16 protein-coding genes and 1 pseudogene are annotated in these 16,923 nt (G+C 42.6%); 9 read left to right on the top strand and 8 right to left on the bottom strand.

What is annotated here, in order from left to right; genetic code table 11:
• Window positions 1-332, bottom strand: a pseudogene (locus MiAbW_RS02415) (GNAT family N-acetyltransferase); the annotation flags it as partial.
• 126 nt (window positions 333-458) lie between these two features.
• On the opposite strand from MiAbW_RS02415, the gene MiAbW_RS02410 reads away from it, so the two are divergent.
• The gene (locus MiAbW_RS02410) at window positions 459-1,328 is read left to right on the top strand and encodes a hypothetical protein (protein ID WP_110545944.1); all 870 of its coding nucleotides are present in this window, start codon (window positions 459-461) and stop codon (window positions 1,326-1,328) included.
• Window positions 1,329-1,536: 208 nt separating this feature from the next.
• Here MiAbW_RS02410 and MiAbW_RS02405 read toward each other — a convergent pair whose 3' ends face one another.
• Entirely contained in the window at window positions 1,537-2,259 is a 723-nt protein-coding gene (locus MiAbW_RS02405; protein ID WP_238707177.1) for a polysaccharide pyruvyl transferase family protein, read from the bottom strand.
• Window positions 2,260-2,599: 340 nt separating this feature from the next.
• On the bottom strand, window positions 2,600-5,308 hold the full coding sequence (locus tag MiAbW_RS02400; protein ID WP_151694770.1) for a bifunctional acetate--CoA ligase family protein/GNAT family N-acetyltransferase: 2,709 nt from the start codon (window positions 5,306-5,308) through the stop codon (window positions 2,600-2,602).
• A gap of 605 nt (window positions 5,309-5,913) precedes the next feature.
• Here MiAbW_RS02400 and gcvH point away from each other — a divergent pair.
• From gcvH to MiAbW_RS02380, 4 genes are all read left to right on the top strand, one after another.
• Complete coding sequence (gene gcvH, locus MiAbW_RS02395; RefSeq protein WP_151694769.1) at window positions 5,914-6,309, top strand: glycine cleavage system protein GcvH; 396 nt, start codon at window positions 5,914-5,916, stop codon at window positions 6,307-6,309.
• Between the two features lie 159 nt (window positions 6,310-6,468).
• Complete coding sequence (moeB, locus tag MiAbW_RS02390) at window positions 6,469-7,641, top strand: molybdopterin-synthase adenylyltransferase MoeB (protein ID WP_151694768.1); 1,173 nt, start codon at window positions 6,469-6,471, stop codon at window positions 7,639-7,641.
• 162 nt (window positions 7,642-7,803) lie between these two features.
• Window positions 7,804-8,391, top strand: a complete 588-nt coding sequence (locus tag MiAbW_RS02385) for a hypothetical protein (protein ID WP_151694767.1) — start codon at window positions 7,804-7,806, stop codon at window positions 8,389-8,391.
• Between the two features lie 72 nt (window positions 8,392-8,463).
• On the top strand, window positions 8,464-11,217 hold the full coding sequence (locus tag MiAbW_RS02380) for a DNA methyltransferase (RefSeq protein WP_151694766.1): 2,754 nt from the start codon (window positions 8,464-8,466) through the stop codon (window positions 11,215-11,217).
• Between the two features lie 134 nt (window positions 11,218-11,351).
• Here MiAbW_RS02380 and MiAbW_RS02375 read toward each other — a convergent pair whose 3' ends face one another.
• Window positions 11,352-11,552, bottom strand: a complete 201-nt coding sequence (locus tag MiAbW_RS02375; RefSeq protein ID WP_045362169.1) for a hypothetical protein — start codon at window positions 11,550-11,552, stop codon at window positions 11,352-11,354.
• A 323-nt stretch (window positions 11,553-11,875) separates the two neighbouring features.
• Between MiAbW_RS02375 and MiAbW_RS02370 the strand changes: the two genes are divergently transcribed.
• Window positions 11,876-12,544, top strand: coding sequence for a lysophospholipid acyltransferase family protein (locus MiAbW_RS02370; protein ID WP_002792013.1), 669 nt, complete (start codon window positions 11,876-11,878; stop codon window positions 12,542-12,544).
• Between the two features lie 325 nt (window positions 12,545-12,869).
• Window positions 12,870-13,214: a hypothetical protein gene (locus MiAbW_RS02365; RefSeq protein WP_108936990.1), complete on the top strand. Its 345-nt coding sequence runs from the start codon at window positions 12,870-12,872 to the stop codon at window positions 13,212-13,214.
• Here the strand turns inward: MiAbW_RS02365 and cbiB are convergent.
• From cbiB to MiAbW_RS02350, 3 genes are read right to left on the bottom strand one after another with little or no spacing between them, the layout of a single operon-like run.
• Window positions 13,185-14,165, bottom strand: coding sequence for an adenosylcobinamide-phosphate synthase CbiB (cbiB, locus tag MiAbW_RS02360; protein WP_151694765.1), 981 nt, complete (start codon window positions 14,163-14,165; stop codon window positions 13,185-13,187). The two genes, MiAbW_RS02365 and cbiB, sit on opposite strands and share 30 nt — an antisense overlap.
• A 2-nt stretch (window positions 14,166-14,167) precedes the next feature.
• Window positions 14,168-14,641, bottom strand: a complete 474-nt coding sequence (locus tag MiAbW_RS02355; RefSeq protein ID WP_151694764.1) for a GFA family protein — start codon at window positions 14,639-14,641, stop codon at window positions 14,168-14,170.
• The gene (locus MiAbW_RS02350; protein WP_002738021.1) at window positions 14,589-15,032 is read right to left on the bottom strand and encodes an Rrf2 family transcriptional regulator; all 444 of its coding nucleotides are present in this window, start codon (window positions 15,030-15,032) and stop codon (window positions 14,589-14,591) included. The genes MiAbW_RS02355 and MiAbW_RS02350 overlap by 53 nt, the downstream gene beginning before the upstream one ends.
• Before the next feature lie 300 nt (window positions 15,033-15,332).
• Between MiAbW_RS02350 and MiAbW_RS02345 the strand changes: the two genes are divergently transcribed.
• Complete coding sequence (locus MiAbW_RS02345) at window positions 15,333-15,722, top strand: AbrB family transcriptional regulator (RefSeq protein WP_002798186.1); 390 nt, start codon at window positions 15,333-15,335, stop codon at window positions 15,720-15,722.
• A 418-nt stretch (window positions 15,723-16,140) separates the two neighbouring features.
• On the opposite strand, the gene MiAbW_RS02335 is transcribed toward MiAbW_RS02345, so the two are convergent.
• Window positions 16,141-16,308 (bottom strand): YqaE/Pmp3 family membrane protein, encoded by a 168-nt coding sequence (locus MiAbW_RS02335; RefSeq protein ID WP_002757335.1) that lies wholly within the window; start codon window positions 16,306-16,308, stop codon window positions 16,141-16,143.
• 108 nt (window positions 16,309-16,416) lie between these two features.
• Between MiAbW_RS02335 and MiAbW_RS02330 the strand changes: the two genes are divergently transcribed.
• Complete coding sequence (locus MiAbW_RS02330; RefSeq protein ID WP_151694763.1) at window positions 16,417-16,782, top strand: phage holin family protein; 366 nt, start codon at window positions 16,417-16,419, stop codon at window positions 16,780-16,782.
• Window positions 16,783-16,923 lie beyond the last annotated feature (141 nt).

Raw genomic sequence — 16,923 nt, 5'->3', positions numbered from 1 at the left:
CCGTCTAATCCTTCCTTTTTGCCAATAGTGACCAAACGCTGTAGTAATTCAGTACCAATACCCTGACCTTGATAGTCATCCCTAACTAATAGGTCAAATTCCGCCACATTAACGCCGTGCAGTTTATTTAAGCGTCCTATAGCGATAATTTCTGGCTCTTCCGTCTGATCGTTATTAATCTCTACCACTAAGCTCATTACTCGATCGTAGTCGATAAAACAAATGCGCGTAAGACGATCATAAGCGGTTTGGCGATCGAGATTGACAAGGTGAAAATAACGATAATAAATGCTTTCTTCCGAGAGATAATGGTGAAATTGTCGCACTAAAGGCTATCATTTCAGCTATTCTCGTCTGGGTGATCAGAGCTAAATCTAAGGGTGTGTTATAATGACTAAGGTTCAAACATAGTCTAAGAGTTATTGCTAAGAAAATTACTTTTTTAGGAAAAAGTCATTATGAATATGAGTAAGAAAAAAATATGCTTGACAACCTTAGCCATAGGTTCTAAATACAGGAAACACGCCCTACAACTTGCAGAAGATATTCACCACTACTCACCAGATACGCCTTTTGTCGTTCTTACTGATAATCCTCAGATATTTGTTGGTATGGATTCGGTTATACCAATAAAACATGAAATTCAATCCGTAGGAATTTACCACGATAAACTCGACTGTATCGCAGCATCTTTCAAACAAGGTTTTAACTGTTGTATTTTTCTGGATGCTGATTGTCGCCTACTAACGGATATTACGGCATCTCGTCACTGGCAAGTTGGCCTAACGTCAAAAAGTTGTCATGACCTGAAAAGATATGTGACCAAAAATTCTGGGCAGCAGTCATCTAGGCTAATTTACGAACTAGCAGAAAAATATCAATTTTCTATAGAAGAATGTAAATTTATCTCAGAGTGGATATTTGTTGTTTGTCGAGACGAGCAAAATAATCAAGCAGAGCAATTTCTGCAATATTGGCGAGAAATCAGGGATTATATGGAAAATAATCGAGTTTTTGCGGGCGAAGGAGCGGCTATGGGCATAGCGTCGAATTTAGCTGGTTGGCCAGTTTATCACTACGATACTGGCTATCCCAATGAATCAGAGCGACATCAGATTTTTGATGCTTATAAGGACAGAATGTTCTATAAGACAGAATCTATACCTGACCATCTCAAAGAAACGATTAAGAAACTAGATAAACAAAGGCTTGAAATTGAAAAACAATCTCGCTTATCTGCCAAAATTAATAAGCTGAAAAATCAATGCGCTCAAGAGTTAAGATTTCTGCGACTGAAAATTAGATATGTTGCCAATTTATTAGTTTAGTGCTGGTGGTAATAGGAGATAATCATGAAAATCTTTTCCCCAATTACCGCCTTCATTCTGATTAGGAAAATAAACCATTTGCTACATCTTTTTTAAAGTCTTGAAGTTTTTCCTCTAGTTGATTAGTTAACATTTCAAGGCGAGAATCCTTGCTCAAAACTGGAGACCGAGACAGGGCTGCTTGTTTCAGAGCTTGAGCAGCTTCTTTTTAGCGATTCCAATCTCTAATTGTCCGAAAAGGAGTTAGAATATCGAGACTTTCTTTGGGGTGATGTAATCTTTTCATCCGAATAGGTTGATATTCTACACCGATCGAGGAACACCAATCTTGCCATTTAAAAGCAAGAATACTGGAGTTAGTAGTAATTGGCAGCCAAGGTACGCGAAGGGCATCAGCAATAATAGCACCGTGCATAGCTTCTGCTAATAAAATTTCTGTCTCACTAATACTTGATAAAACTTGCTCTACAGACCATCTAGGATCTATATAACCAAACCCTAATTTTTGACAAACGGTTTCCCATCCTTTGCCCGCAAGTTCATAATGAGGCATATAAGAAAAACGATATTTCTTTGGGGATTGATTAGAAAAAACTTGACGAATTAAGACAGCACCATCAGTGATCGCTAGTTTCTCAGAAATTCCTAGGGCTTGAGCCGAAAGTAATCCTCTAACACAATAAATTGTATAAGATTCATCGATCTTTGGCACCCCTTTTCCATAGCCGACACCTGTACCAAAAATAACGATTTTACGAGCATATCTTGTCTTTTGTGGTAAACCATTATTAATTAGGCTACCAATACCCACAAAGGCAACACTAGCATCCTCATCTAGAATACCAGGAATCAGTTTTTCCCAAAGCCAAGGATTAAGCTCATCTCCAAAGTTCCTCTCGCCCTTAGGCAGTTTATAGTAACGTAGTTTCATTGTGCTAAATTCTCCAGTATTTATCTATTTTTATGCTGTTATACTACCTTCAGGACAACTACCGATTCAGCCTCTAGGAAGGAAAACAATAACTAGGCTAATCTTATCAATCACCATGAAAGTAATTTAGCCTGTGAGAATTATATAATAAGTTTGCCAAAATTTATCGGCTCTTCTCGGCTTTGTGTGATAATTTTTGCTTATGGAATCGTGAAATGCTTACTGGACAAGACTTTTAAGACTATTTTGCGGATATTCTATCAGTATAGATCTCGTTTCCACACAGAAACCAGAAGAGCCATTTATCTGGCCATTGCCTGATCAGCTTGTCAAAAAGGCTTCATAATTCAAGTTCCGCTTTGACAAAATCGGCAGTTTTATGGAGAGAAAACCCCACTTTAGCAGCTATCATCTGCATAGCGCGATTATCCCTTAAAATTTCCCCTTCAATTCCCTCTAATCCTTCCTTTTTGCCAATAGTGACCAAACGCTGTAGTAATTCAGTACCAATACCCTGACCTTGATAGTCATCCCTAACTAATAGGTCAAATTCCGCCACATTAACGCCGTGCAGTTTATTTAAGCGTCCTATAGCGATAATTTCTGGCTCTTCCGTCTGATCGTTATTAATCTCTACCACTAAGCTCATTACTCGATCGTAGTCGATAAAACAAATGCGCGTAAGACGATCATAAGCGGTTTGGCGATCGAGATTGACAAGATGAAAATAACGATAATAAATGGTTTCTTCCGAGAGATAATGGTGAAATTGTCGCACTAAAGGCTCATCCGCTGCCCGAATCGGACGAATTAGCACTTTTAAGCCTCTTTTCGTCGTCCAAGGCCCTATATAATGTTCGGGATAGGGACGAATCGCCGGATGAGATAACTTTTCTGGGGGTGTAGTTCGAGGATGAAGAAGGATAGAAGCGGAAAGAGCGATTAATTGCTCTGAATCGGCAAAAAAGGGATTAATATCGATAGTTTTAATGCGAGGTTGTTCACTGACCAGGTGACTAAATCTAACGATTATTTGCTCTAAATTCGCTAAATTAAGCGATTTAAGCCCATTTGTCCCGTGAAAAGCCCGATAAATCTTGGTTTTTTCTAAAAGTCGGCGCGCGAGATTAGTATTTAAAGGAGGTAGAGCGGTGGCGTAATCTTGAAAAATATCGACTAAACGGCCACCAGTACCGAAAATTATCACCGGTCCGCACTGATCATCGTAATTAGAGCCGATAATTAACTCATATCCTCGATCGATTTCTAACATCGGTTGAATACTCACCCCGAGAAAATGCTCCCCACCCACTTGTGCGGTAATATTAGCTTCGATCGCCTGATATGCTTGTGCGACTGCCCTAGGGGAAAAAAGCGGCCATTGTACCCCACCCACCGCACTTTTATGGATAATCGTCTGGGAATACAGTTTCATCACCACGGGATAACCGAGAGATTCAGCGAGATTAACTGCTTCTGCGGCACTTTCAGCAATTTTAGTGACAATAACAGGGATTCCATAAGCTTTGAGTATATCTAAAGACTCTGGCTCACTGAGAATTGTTCTATCCCCTACTTGCTCGATAATCTGGCTAACTAAAACTCGATCGGAGCCATTTTCCCTGGAATTGGTTAAAATTGGCGTTTGATAAAGACCGCGCAGATTCTCCTCATATTTCCAGAGCAAATTAAACACCCGGGCTGCCGAATCGGGATAGCGATAGGTGGGGATACCTTGCTGATTTAATAACGCTAACCCCTCTGCAATGCCCTCCCCCCCCATCAAACTTGCTAAAATGGGTTTTGTGCTATTTTGAGCGATTGAGGCGATTCTAAGGGCAATTTCTCGCAGATCAGTGTTAAAGCGAGGCGAGAGAATCATCAACACCGCGTCGGTATGTGCATCCGCTAAAGCGATCTCTAGGGCGCGAGAGTAGCTATCGGGATCGCTGCCGCGACGCAGATCGATGGGATTTTGGGGGACGATATCTGGGGGAACAAGAGGCGCTAATTTTTCGATCGTTGCGGGGGTAAGGGTTGCCAGTTGTCCATCTTCCGCCAGTAAAGCCGAGGCCGCTAAAAGAGCGGGAGCAACACCATTGCTGATGATTGTCAAGCGTTTTCCCCGGGGAAATCGGGGAATTTTCGCTAAAACTTGCGTGATATTCAAGAGATCGGCCAGTCTTTGTACTTCCACGATGCCACAGCGAGCAAAGGCAGCGGAGAGAGTTAGCTGATCGCGGGTCAATTTGCCAGCATGGGAAAGAGAAGTGGGGTCAAAGTCGGTACTGTGGCGACTAATGGCGATAATTGGTTTATTTAGGGCAACTTCTCGGGCTGAGGACAGAAAAGAGCGGGCATTATTCAGGGATTCTAGGTAGATAACGATGCTTTTGGTTTGGGGATCGTCTCCCAAATAATAGAGTAATTCGCCCCAATCCACATCTAAAAGGACTCCGAGGCAGATAAAGTGACTAAAACCGACATTTTCGCTTAAACTCCAATCAAGCACGGCAGCAGCGATCGCACCACTTTGACTAATCAGGGCAATTGAACCAGCTTTTGGCAGGATTGGGGAAAAGGTGGCGTTAAGATTTTGGCTGAGATTGCAGATTCCTGAGCTATGGGGACCGATTATGCGTAATTTTTGACCAGCGATCGCTTTAATTTCCCTAAGAAAATTTTCCCCTATCTGTCCAGTTTCCCGAAAACCAGTGGAGAGAATCAGGGCGCATTTAACCTTTTTTTCGACAGATTGGGCGATAATAGCGGGAATTTCGGGAGCAGGTGCGGTGATAATTACCAGATCGAGCGCCGCCTGGATATCCAGTAAACTGCTATAGATGGGAAGATCGAGCCTGTTGTCGGGGTGAGGATTAACTAGATAAAGGCGGTGCTGACCGGGATTATGATAGAGATTATTTAAAAGAGTGCGATCAAGTTGGGGATTTTGGCGATTAAATCCCACCACAGCGATAGTTTTTGGCTCAAAAAAGCCTCTTATGGTTGGATGTTCGCCACCACGAGGATCTAAGATGGGATTTAACATAAGTAAGCTAGGAGGTATTTAAACCAGAACGTAGGTTGGGCTTCGGCCGTGAGCTTTTGCCGAACGGTTGAAGCATGAAACCCAACGCCCGATTATGTTACGCTACCGCTAACCCATCCTACAAATAATTGTGCCTCCCTACTTAAGTAGGCTAGGAGGCATTTAAACTGGGTATTGTTAAGTGAGCTAAAAAAGCAGCTAACCTTACTGTTCCAGTGTTCTGTGGCGTTCCCCGATCCATCTAAACCAATTCTAGCTGTTTAATCAAGCTTCGATCGGTGTAATTAATTTTGTCTAGGTAGGGCTTGCTGAATAAATGTAAAAACCTTGTTGGATAATGCTTTTAGACTTTTTTCACCTCAAAAAGTGCTGACCATTGGAGTGATCGGGGGTAAAATTCCAGGACTTTTTCCCTGAAAATTAGGTAACTGACTACCTCAAAATCGGTAAAACCCTACACCCCACACCCCACACCCTGCCCCCACCAACAAACTTTTTCAGCAGATACTAGGTAGCGATCGGCAATAAAACATCCCCACCCGATCAACATTTTCCCCAAGAGATCTAGTAAACTATCTGATGCTGTAAATATTTAGAGACAGACGATGGAACTGGAATATCCCGAGGATTTGAGATACCTAGAAACCCACGAATACGTCAGACTCGAAGGTGAAATCGCTACCTTGGGAATTAGTGCTTTTGCCGTCGATCAATTGGGTGATATCGTGTTTCTAGAATTGCCCGAATTGGGAGATGCGCTGGAAGTAGGTAGTAGTTTCGGCACGATTGAATCGGTAAAAGCGGTGGAAGATCTTTATCCTCCCGTATCGGGAACCGTAGTTGATCGCAATCAAGCGATGATTGACTCCCCCGAATTAATTGCCGATGATCCCCACGGGGAGGGTTGGTTATTAAAAGTGCGGGTAGAAAATCCCGATACTGCCTTGGCTGATACCCTCTCCGCTAGTGAATACCGCGCCCAAGTAGCAGGGGAAAGTTAACTAATATTAACAACAGGGAGCCAGACCCTCACACTATCATAATCATAGAAAGAATTGAAAATCCAGGAAGCGATCGAGTCTTCCTGATTTTTGTCTCTAAACCGTGCTGAGACGAAATTCTTGCCCGAATCGAGTGAGGTTTCACTATTTACCCAATCTATGCTAAATCCTAATCTCGCGGCGATCGAACTTTCCCAAGAGGAGGTTCAACGCTACTCTCGACACGTTATTCTGCCCGAAGTGGGCTTAGAAGGTCAAAAAAAACTAAAAGCCGCCAGTATTCTCTGCATCGGCACCGGGGGACTCGGTTCCCCGCTTTTACTCTATCTAGCGGCGGCTGGCATCGGTAGAATCGGTATTGTTGACTTTGATATCGTCGATAGTTCCAATCTGCAACGTCAAATTATTCACGGCACTTCTTGGGTAGGTAAACCGAAAATTGTTTCCGCTAAGGACAGAATTTTGGAAATTAACCCCTATTGTCAGGTGGATTTGTACGAAACCCGCATAAGTTCCGAAAATGCCCTTGACATTTTAGCCCCCTATGATGTAGTCATCGACGGGACAGATAATTTCCCCACCCGTTATCTGACTAATGATGCTTGTGTTCTTCTCGACAAACCCAACGTCTATGGCTCAATTTTCCGCTTTGAAGGACAGGCAACCGTTTTTAACTACCAAGGCGGTCCCAACTACCGCGATCTCTATCCCGAACCGCCACCACCGGGGATGGTTCCCTCCTGTGCGGAAGGCGGCGTTTTAGGGGTTTTACCCGGGGTAATCGGCACAATTCAAGCCACAGAAGCCATTAAAATTATCCTCGGCGCACCGGACACCCTCAGTGGTCGTTTACTGCTTTACAATGCTTGGGAAATGAAATTCCGCGAGTTAAAATTGCGCCCGAATCCCATCCGTCCCGTCATTGAAAAACTAATTGATTACGAACAATTCTGCGGTATCCCGCAAGCGAAAGCACAAGAAGCGGCAGCACAGCAAAACATGACAGAAATGACCGTAGTGGAGTTAAAAACCCTACTTGACAGCAATGCTAATGATTACGTTCTCATCGATGTGCGTAATCCCAACGAGTACCAAATCGCTAATATCCCCAACTCGGTATTAATTCCCCTACCCGATATCGAGAATGGTTCCGCAATTCCCAAAATTAAGGAATTAGTCAACGGTTATCGTCTCATCGCCCATTGTAAGATGGGGGGACGTTCCGCTAAGGCCCTCGCTATCCTCAAAGAGGCAGGTATCGAAGGAATTAACGTCAAAGGTGGCATCAGCGCCTGGAGTCGCGAAGTCGATTCCACTGTACCAGAATACTAATTTTGGGTCTTGGGTTTTGGGGTTTTGGGGGTTAGGAGTCAGGGGACAGCTATCAGCCTTTTTTTCTCCCTTCTCCCCCTCCCCATCTCTGTGTTCCCTGTTCTCTCTGAATCTGTTAAGATCGTGGCGAGTTAGCCTTAAAATCTTGGGTGTGAGCAAACAATGAAAAAATATATTAAAAAAATTGCTAGTTGGAGCGCGATCGCTACTATTTCCCTTGGCTTAGTAGAAATGAACCGAACAGCGATCGCATTTGGCAACAATAATCAATTTAGTGCCTGCATCAGTCAGATTGTCGGCACGGGAGTGAGTCCCCAAGATGCTGCCACCGCTTGTTCAGAAGCATTAATTCCTAAAGAATTATCCCGCTGTGTGGTGATGATTAAATCCAAAACCCCGATCGATGGTAATCTGGCTCTGCAAGCTTGTTTTCAAGTGCGTCGTCCTATTGACCTAGGTCACTGTGTGGTCGATATCCATCGCGCTGCCCCCTTATTTGCCACTAATTCCCTCAAACAAACGGAAACAGAAACAGCAAAGGAACCCGATAAATTAGGGATTTCTCAACAGGTTTTGGATTCCTGTCGTCAAAGTTTATTACCCGGTCGCTTTTCTGAGTGCGTTATCGCTGTCAGTCGTGGTGTGGACAAAAATAACCCGTCCCAAGCTTTACAAACCTGTTTAAGTGCCGAGGATTTCCCCAGGGATCTATTCCCCAGTTATCCCCAAAATCAAGACCAGAAGCCTTAATCAAGATTATTTCCACGAATGTGCTAGAATCCCTACCCAGACTCATAGGGGGGTAGGGAAGGAATTAAAACTATGCCTTTAAGTTGGAATGAAATAAAAAATCGCGCCATCGCTTTTCAAAAAGAGTGGGAAGGAGAGACTTCAGAAAAAGCAGAATCTCAATCTTTTTGGAATGAGTTTTTTCATGTCTTTGGCATTTCACGGCGTAGGGTGGCCAGTTTTGAGCAACCGATAAAAAAAGCCGATAATAAACAGGGTTTTATTGATTTACTTTGGAAAGGAACGATTTTAGTTGAGCATAAATCGAAGGGGAAAGATTTAGAAAAAGCCACACAACAGGCTAAGGATTATTTCCCCAATTTAAAGGAACATGAGTTACCGCGTTATATTTTAGTCTCGGATTTTCAACGGTTTAAATTATATGATTTAGATTCGGGCAATCAATGGGAATTTGAATTAAGTAATTTTGTTGATAATGTTCATTTATTTGATTTTATTGCTGGTTACGAAAAGCGAGTTTATAAAGACGAAGATCCCGTCAATATTCAAGCAGCCGAGTTAATGGGAAAACTTCATGATTGCCTCAAAGAAATTGGTTATATGGGGCATGATTTAGAAGTTTATCTAGTGCGTTTATTATTTTGTTTATTTGCCGATGATACGGGTATTTTTAATAAGGGTATTTTCTGGGAATATATTGACCTACATACCAAAGAAGATGGCAGTGATTTGGCGATGCACATCGCTTATATTTTTCAGGTTCTGAATACACCAGAAGAAAAAAGATTAAAAAATCTCGATGAGAATTTAACTCAATTTCCCTACATAAATGGCAAGTTATTTGAGGAGTCTTTACCTTTAGCAGCTTTTGATAGCAAGATGAGAGTCATGTTATTAGAAGCTTGTGCTTTTGATTGGGGAAAAATTTCCCCTGCTATTTTTGGCTCTATGTTTCAAGCGGTAATGAATCCAAAAGAGCGACGCAATTTAGGGGCGCATTATACCTCCGAGAAAAATATTCAAAAGGTGATTAAACCGTTATTTTTAGATGATTTACACAGAGAATTTGAGAAGATTAAAGGCAATCGCAATAAATTACTAGAATTTCAGAAAAAGATTGCTAATTTATATTTTCTTGATCCTGCCTGTGGTTGCGGCAATTTTTTAATTATTACCTATCGGGAGTTACGCGATTTAGAGATTTTGGTATTACAGGAGTTAGATAAAACGGGGCAGTTAGTAACAGATATTAGTACCATTATTCAGGTAGATGTCAATCAGTTTGCAGGTATTGAATACGATGAGTTTGCGGTGAGAGTAGCAGAAGTGGCGATGTGGTTAATTGATCATCAGATGAATATTAAAGTTAGTAATACTTTTGGTCAGTATTTTGTGCGTTTACCATTAAAGAAAGCGGCAAAGATTGTTCATGGGAATGCCTTGCGGATTGATTGGGAGGAAGTTATATCAAAAGAGAAGCTCAATTTTATTTTAGGAAATCCTCCTTTTGTTGGTGCGATGATTATGAACGAACAGCAAAGGAATGATATGGCTTATGTTTTCGACGGTGAGAAAGGAATAGGCGTTTTAGATTATGTGTGTGCATGGTATATCAAGGCTGCTCAAATAATTCAGGGCAATAGAATCAGGGTTGCTTTTGTTTCCACAAATTCTATATCTCAAGGTGAGCAAGTTGCCTTACTTTGGAATATTCTTTTTCAGAAATATCAGTTAAAAATTCATTTTGCCCATCGTACTTTTAAATGGATTAATGAAGCAAAAGGAAATGCGGCAGTTCATTGTATAATTATTGGTTTTGCAAGTTTTAATATAACAAATAAGATTCTATTTGATTATGAAGATATTCAAGGTGAATCATTAGTTATTCAGTCTAATAATATTAATCCCTATTTAGTTGATGGAAGTGACATCATTATTTCTAATCGAAGTTTTCCTTTATCTAATGTTCCATTAATGCGTTTTGGTAGTATGCCAAGAGATGGTGGTAATTTTATTTTTACAGAACTGGAAAAAGAAGAATTTTTAAAATTAGAGCCGAAGGCAGAAAAATGGATTAAACCTTATACAGGAGCGCAAGAATTTATTAATGGTTATAGTCGCTATTGTCTATGGTTAGTTGATATTTCTCCCAGGGAATTAAAGACATTACCAGAAGTCATCAAAAGAGTAGATAGGGTTAAAAATTTTAGATTAAAAAGTAAAGCCGCTTCTACTCGTAAATTTGCGGCGACACCTACTCTATTCTGTCAAATAGCACAACCCGACACGAATTATTTACTTGTTCCCCGTGTCTCATCTGAAAGAAGAAAATATATTCCGATAGGTTTTATGAATAAAAATGTGATTGGTAATGATCAAGTTTTATTAATTCCTAATGCCAATCTATATTTATTTGGTATCTTAACTTCAGAAATGCACATGGCATGGGTTAAATATGTGTGTGGCAGATTAAAAAGTGATTATCGTTATTCAAAAGATATTGTTTATAATAATTTTACCTTTCCAGAAAATATCACCGACAAACAAAAACAAACCGTTGAAACTTGCGCTCAAGCTGTGCTAGATACTAGGGTAAAATATCCTGATAGTAGCCTTGCGGATTTATACGATCCTTTAACCATGCCTCCCGACTTGCTCAAAGCTCACCAAAAACTTGACAAAGCCGTTGATTTGTGTTATCGTCCCCAACCTTTCACCAGTGAATTAAACCGTATTGAATACCTCTTTGAACTCTATGAAAAATTAACCGCTCCCCTACTCCCTACCAGCAAACAAAAACCCCCGAAAAGAAAAAATCCTCAATAACCGAAAATGCTTGCTTGTGTGCCTTTTATTCAGTGAACAGTCAACAGTCAACAGTGGAAAAACCTGATGTAGTCCTATTGGGAGTAATGAGGTACAGCGACTTTCTTGCCCGTTCTCCCTTCCCCTATCAAACCCTAGAAATCATCGGGAATAATCCATTGGGTCGGTTGCGTCAGTTTTTTCAGTCTAGCGGCTTCTGCCATTTCTAACATCTTGTCCAAAGAAGTTTCGGCAATAAATTTGGCTGCTTCGGCGGCATGAGCTTGATTAGGGCATTTATCGCCTAGAATACAACCATTTAGGCAATCTACAGCACAGTTTACCTGTTTTTCCATAAAAATTCTCTTTTTCTGACTAGATTTGGCCTTTATATTCTAACCCAACTTTTTTTCAGTACCCAAGCAAAATTAATTACCATCGAAAATGAGGTAATTGACCACCTGAAAATCGGTAAAACCCCACACCCCACACCCCACACCCTACCCCTAGGAAAAACTTTTTGCCGCAAACCCTAGGTGAGTAATTATGCCAGTTAAGAAAGCGGCACGCTTAACCCTTCCCTAACCCATAAATTGCTATATATTTTAATTGTGTGAGGAGTGAGAAGAAAGCAAAGTCCTTGGGGTCGAAACACGGCAAGACTCCCAAGGGCTTTTCCATGTCTAGGGAACAATTGTCAGTCATGAACCAGCCTCAAGAGCGAGAACCTTTTGCCAGTTTAGTTTTATATCATCTCTTTAAATGGTCGATCGTTAGCCCCACCCTACACGGCTATTTTCGCGGTCGCGTTTACGGAGTGGAAAATGTCCCCCAGCGTCATCCTCTGATTATCGTCTGCAATCACGCTAGTTACTTCGATCCACCTCTATTATCCTGTGCCGTGCGTCGTCCCGTAGCTTATATGGCTAAAGAGGAATTATTTACCATTCCGATTTTAAAACAGGCGATCGCTCTTTATGGGGCCTATCCCGTCAAACGCAGCAGTGGTGATCGCGGGGCAATTCGGGCGGCGATGGGAGCATTAGCAGCGGGCTGGGCAGTGGGAGTGTTTCTGGAGGGAACCCGCACCGAGGACGGATTGATCCATCAACCAAAACTAGGCGCGGCGATGATTGCCGCTAAAGCGGGAGTTCCCCTGTTACCCGTCAGTTTGTGGGGGACAGAAAAGATTTTTCAAAAAGGTTCTTCTTTTCCCCATAGTATCCCCTTAACTATTCGCATCGGAGAAGTGCTGCCGCCACCGATTTCTAGCAAAAGAGAGGCTTTACAGGCAGTTACCGAGCGCTGTGCCGAAATTATTAACGGATTACACGCCCTCGGACGCTAACTAGGGTTTGCGGCAAAAAGCTTTTCCTGGGGGCAGGGTGTGGGGTGTGGGGTGTGGGGTGTGGGGTGTGGGGTGTGGGGTGTGGGGTGTGGGGTGTGGGGAGAATAAATAAAATAATCTCCTATCTCCTGCCGACCGCCGACCGCCCCCTGCCGACCGCCTGATCTCAACAAGCAATTTAAATTACGAACAGCTTATCCAACAAGGTTTTTAGATTTATTCAGCAGACCCTAAATACGCGGGCAGCTTCTTAGATTTCTTTCTCATACACTTTCAAGTCGGGAATCTAGGCTAAAATTGGCATAACTCGACCATCGCCTCGACCATGTTCTTTTTTGTCCTCGGCTTCAATCTAGGCTTAACTTTATTTAATTGCTTTCTACTCTGGAAATTGTGGCAATTGCGGCGGATTTTAGGGCGAGTGACCAAAATTTTAAACCGGGTGGAACGACGTTTACACCACGTTTTTTACCCCGCTCCAGAATATATTCTCATCGCCGGGGCGAAAACCTATTATCTCCGACAAAACTATCAACGCCTCTGCGGACAGATACAGATACTGCAATCCCTATTCTTGACCTTCTCCCTGATTATCCGTTACTGGCAGCGTCAACCCCGTCAACCCCGTCGCCTCTGGTCGCTAAAATTGAGCAAAATCTCTAGCAATTAGGCAGCTAACAGCGATCGCCAACCAAAGTAATACACAAGTACGAGTTAAATGCAAAGCCTGTTCGACGGTTTTAACGGTAATCGGGTTGAGGTTATCGCCTAATAAAGGTTTTTCCACAATCTGGCCCCGATATTGATTTTTACCCCCCAATTGCACCCCCAAAATCGCCCCATAGACGCATTCACTCCAACCGGAATTAGGACTAGGATCCCGACGGGCATCGCGCCAACAAATGCTTAAAACCCGCCCCGGCCGGCCCGAAATCAGGGCGAGAGTTAAGACCGTTAAACGACAGGGTAGCCATGTCAAAACATCCTCGCTTTTGGCACTAAACCAGCCAATATGGGTGTAGGGTGGCCGACGATAGCCAATCATCGAATCGAGGGTACTAGCGGCTTTATAAGCGCAAGCGAGGGGAACTGGTCCCACCCCCAGAAAGGCACCGAGAAGGGCATAAAAAAGCGGCGCGGTAACTCCATCCACACCATTTTCACTGACGGTTTCTAATAGGGCGCGGAGGATTTCTTCGCGGCTGAGATTATCTGTGTCGCGACCAACGTATAAACTTAGTTGGCAACGAGCTAAGGTGATATTTTCCGCTTGTAAAGCTGCGATGACGGTTTCGGCAGCCCTGCGTAAACTTCTACCGGCTAAACAACTAGCCAAGAGAATCATTTGTACTAGGTAACTCAGCAGCAAATTGACCTGACCTAACCATTGGATTCCTAGCCAAGTTAAGGCCCCAGTCAAGATAATTAAACCCAGTCCCAGAATTATGCCCCCTAAACGTTGGCGAATTTTTTCCCGCGTCCAATTAAGGATAACTTTTGTGGCAACGGCAATAATCGCCCCCATCACCTGCACTGGATGAATCCATCCCCAGGGATCGCCGATCAGATAATCTAAAACTGCCCCTAATACTAAAATGATCGCCGTTGCCGTTTCCTTCACAATTACTCCCTTTTACCATCGACATCCCGAATTTTCTCAATATTGTCTTCCCAGTTAGCCCCATCAAAGAACTGGATCTGAAAATCCCCTAAGACATTACCCTCCAAACAGCGCAGGTTTATATCTATAGCGTCAGGATGGGAGCGGGGACGATAGAAAGGATGAATACCACAAACACGACAAAAATAATGTTGGGCTGTGTGGGTATTAAATGTATAGGTACTTAAGAAATCTTCACCGCTTAGGAGGGTAAATTGTGCTGAAGGAACAATCAGATGCAGAAAACCTTTTTTCTGACAAATCGAACAATTACAGTCTAGAGCTTGATCATGCTCGATCGCCACTTGAAAACGGATCGCTCCACAGTGACAACCTCCCCCATAAATCTTTGCTTGAGTTGTTGCTGTCATAACTTCTAAACTACTAAACAATAAAGCTGGTTTCCTCTCCCCTAGCGGCGATCCAGCTACGGGCATCGTAGTATAAATCGGCTAAGGTAATCTTCCCCAGGGCCTCTTTTAATTTCTCATGGAGGTGTTTCCAGATAGTAAATGTCACCCAATCTTCTGCCTGTTCGTCCCTGGGATGATAGCCTGATAATGGCTCGATCGTCTCTCCCACTGCCTCCAAAATTTGCCCCAAAGAGATACGATTTGCTGGCCTGGCTAATTGATAACCCCCTTGCGATCCCCGAAAAGAACGAACTAACCCCGCTCGTCGCATTTCTATCAGCAATTTCTCTAGATAAGCAGCCGGGATATCTTGACGCAGAGCGATCGATTTTACCGATACGGGAGTTCCCCTCGGTTGTAAACTAAGATCCAGCAAGGCTTTAACACTATAGTGACCCCTAGTTGTTAGCTTCATTATCCCTCATTTTTACTTCTTTATCTCTATCCTACCCCCTGCTCTCATTGATGACAGAAAGGCTAACCTCCCTTACCTCAGTATCTCGATCAACATTGATAAATTCTGTTAAGATTTCGATCGAGAGATAGAGTCTAATCAATTACAATCAATTTCCTCAAGCAAGTGATAATTTTTAGTTTATACCGTGTAAGATGAGTGTAGAGAGCAATCGTAACCCGATTGTTTCTGGTCAGGGGAAGCAATTCTCCTCGACTGGCCTTGATGACCCTAACCTTTACTTATCTACTGCGAACTTAAATGAACAAAACTACTAATCCAGAACCCCTGACCGGCCTCGAACTAATTGAGAAAGTTAAACAGCTAGGCAACCTCAGCAAAGAGGAAAAAGCCCGGGAATGCGGCTACTATACCATGACAAAAAATGGTATTGAACGCGTTAATATGATGAAATTTCTCAATGCTTTAATCGATGCCGAGGGAATTGACTTAGATAGCAGTGCCAATGGCCACGGACGAGGTGGGCGCTCGGCCAGCTACCGGATCAGTGTCCAATCTAATAATAATCTCCTCATCGGTTCGGCCTACACCAAAAAAATGGGACTTAAACCGGGAGATGAATTTGAAATTACTTTGGGGAGAAAACATATTCATCTCAAGCAAGTTGGTGCCAGCGACGACGACGAATAGCAATAATTAAGGAGAGAGCCTTTTCACTCTCTCCTTGCTATGAGATAAGCTCTTGTCCACTGAAACTAGGTATTTGGCTCTCTTATTCTTTGTGTGATAAGTTTAACTCATATAGTAGCGATCAATCTTTGTGTCCTTTGTGTCTCTGTGGTTCGTTCCACTCACTGCCCCAAGACTGTATCTTAGAACACATTTTCCCCACCAAACCTAAGAGAGCCGGTATTTTATCCTCAATCGGTCTTTAAGTATCTAGATAAAAGACTCCGTTCGATATATCTGGTTAATTTTGTCCTATTAACTGCGTGTAATATACCTCTCCAGAAATCAGGCTAGAAGCCTGATCCACCCAGCTAAAATCTTAATGATTGGAGATGTCTAATGCAGCAACTAGAAAAACTGGCATATTCTGGGCTGCTAATTAGGAATTCTCCGCTTCTTTGGAGACAATCCAGAAAGCATGGATAATGCCGGGGACATAACCAATTAAAGTTAGGATAATGTTAATAACAAAGGCTAAACTCAGTCCCGTGGTCAAAAATACGGCTAAGGGCGGCAAAAAAAACGCACAAACTAGGCGAAGAAACATTGTCCATACCTCAAAAAGACTTGAGTGAATCTTAATTCTATATTAAGCTTGCTCTCCTTAAATTTGCCATAAAATGGCAGTGATCGCAGAAAAATTAAGGAGAAATTTATGATCGGCATTCTTTTGAATATTCTTGCCACCGCCCTTAGTTTATTGGTGGTTGATATTATCTTCCCCGGCGTTAAAGTCGATAGCTTTATTGTGGCCATGGTTGCGGGGGCGGTTATTGGTTTCGTCAACGCACTGGTTAAACCGATTCTAGGGCTGCTTTCCCTACCGATTACTATTCTCACCCTCGGTGGCTTTATCCTTGTTCTCAATGGCTTTTGTTTCTGGTTAGCCTCGATTCTCGTTCCTGGATTCGCGGTTAAGGGTTTAGTGGCTTTTATCGGTGCGCCCATCGTCCTATCTCTGGTCAATACCCTCTTAAATAAATACTTCGCTGAAAAAGGTTCCAGCGAAGTACCACAATAGTCAGTGACCAGTTATCAGTTATCAGTACCCTTAGTATAACACATTTGATCCAAAAATCATACCTTCGTGCAAAAAAAGGCCAAAAATAAATACTTCGCCGAAAAGGGTTTCAGCGAAGTACCACAATAGTCAGTGACCAGT

The sequence above is a fragment of the Microcystis aeruginosa NIES-4325 genome, from assembly GCF_008974145.1.
Taxonomy (GTDB): domain Bacteria; phylum Cyanobacteriota; class Cyanobacteriia; order Cyanobacteriales; family Microcystaceae; genus Microcystis; species Microcystis aeruginosa_G.
The sequence above is the reverse complement of the archived record's forward strand: the minus strand, read 5'-3'. Positions and strand labels throughout refer to the sequence as shown.